The sequence below is a fragment of the Hyphomonas sp. genome (assembly GCF_040882205.1).
GTDB lineage: Bacteria > Pseudomonadota > Alphaproteobacteria > Caulobacterales > Hyphomonadaceae > Hyphomonas.
Map to the genome: position 1 here is coordinate 1 of NZ_JBBEBT010000357.1, position 1,642 is coordinate 1,642.

General features: G+C 61.6%; 3 pseudogenes. 2 read left to right on the top strand and 1 reads right to left on the bottom strand.

Features of this window, described 5'->3' with window-relative positions:
• Nucleotides 1–86: 86 nt before the first annotated feature.
• Both WEA77_RS15545 and WEA77_RS15550 read left to right on the top strand, forming a co-directional pair.
• Nucleotides 87–321 (top strand): annotated as a pseudogene (locus tag WEA77_RS15545) (IS3 family transposase); the annotation flags it as partial.
• A 387-nt stretch (nt 322–708) separates the two neighbouring features.
• A pseudogene (locus WEA77_RS15550) lies at nt 709–927 on the top strand (IS110 family transposase); the annotation flags it as partial.
• A 247-nt stretch (nt 928–1,174) separates the two neighbouring features.
• Here the strand turns inward: WEA77_RS15550 and WEA77_RS15555 are convergent.
• A pseudogene (locus WEA77_RS15555) lies at nt 1,175–1,513 on the bottom strand (transposase); the annotation flags it as partial.
• Nucleotides 1,514–1,642 lie beyond the last annotated feature (129 nt).

Consider the following 1,642-nt stretch of genomic DNA (forward strand, 5'->3'; position numbering starts at 1 on the left):
AGCGCCTGCCCGTATCGGGGAGCGCCGGCACCGCCGGCGCTCCTCGCACCGCCCGCCCGGGCAGCTTGGGGTCAGAAGATGTCGGGCTCGTCGCCGGGATCCCGGTCCAGCTTTGCCGGAAGCGATCGCACCTATGGCGCCCGGCGGGTCTGGCACGACGTGCTGGCCGAAGGGCTCGACGCCGGTCTGCATCGCATCGAGCGGATGATGCGCCAGGAAGGCCTGCGGGCGCGGCCTCGACGGCGCGGACTACCCAAGGATGGAGGACAACGCCATGCGGTCTCCCCCAACATCCTGGATCGGGCGTTCGTGGCGTCGGCGCAGGAGACACCCGAAATCAGTCCAGCGAGGCCGGACTGTCTGGTGGTGTGGGCAGTCTTGAGCGAACCTGTCTCTGGTCTCGATTTCCCTGTTTTGCGGGATTTTACAGGGAAAATATCCGTTTTGGGACCATTCCGGGCAGATTCCGTCGCGAATTGATGTGCGATAACAATGACTTGTAGCAAAAATTCCCTGCACCTCCGAACAGGGAATAACAGATCGCCTATCAGGGAAGCACTTCGGTCTATGCAGGGAATTTGCGGCGCCAGAACAGGTGATGGCCAGACTGTCATCGACCCAAGGCATCGTCACCAAAACTTGATTATGGATTTCGGGGGACAGCGGCCAGTCCTATCTTCGCGTCGCGCGCCGCGCCCGCAAGGAACCTACCTTCGCATGCTGCTGAACCACGGAGCGCGTGCGGCGCTGCCGAGCCTCTCCAAACAGGCGACACCCTTGGGCGAGTGGCTTCGAGGTCTTTTGTCCCGAGCGCACAGAAACATCGTCATTGTCGCGCTCGCCGCCAAGCTCGCCCGCATCGCTTGGGCAACACTGCGGCGGGGCAGAGGCTTCGATCCAGAAATGGGTGCGACGGTGACGGCGTGAGCGAGGCTGCTTAGTCGAAAGAATCGGTTCCGGGATCGCCGGAGCCATGTGAGGTTGGCGGAAGGAAGCTGATGGCCGAAAGGGTCGAACACCCGCGTCCTTGCTTCGACGCCGAGACTTTTATGAGGGCCAAGACGCGCGGATCTCCATCATGGCGAGGGAGGAAGTGCCGCTACGCCGGATACGTTTGTGAACGACCGAACAAAGCCTGACGTAACCGACTTGCCAACGGGGCGGGCCATACGTTTTTGAGAATCCGCAGTTCCAGCGCCTGTTCGGCGACAACCTCCTTGAGATCGCGCGCCTCCTTGCGCAGCTGTTTGACCTCGTCGCTGGTGGCCGCGCGCGCCGTGTCGCCTGCAAGCCGCTTCTTGCAGGCTTCGAGGAACTCCTTCGGCCAGTTGTAGTAGAGGCTCTCGGCGATCCCCTCGCGCCGGCACAGCGCGGCGATCGACTCTTCGCCACGCAGGCCCTCAAGCACGACACGGATCTTCTCTTCCCCCGAATACTGCTTGCGGGTCACCCGGCGGATGTCCTTGATGACCTTCTCCGCTGGTGCCTTCCGTGTCCCGGATTTCTGTCTCATCTTCGCTCCTTTGAAAGGCTACAATGAACCAGAAATCCTCCTTTCTCAGTTAAGCCAATTTGGTCCCATCAGCGCTGGCTGCGCATTTCGCTGATCGTGAGCGGCGATTTCACGCGATGGTGAGCAACG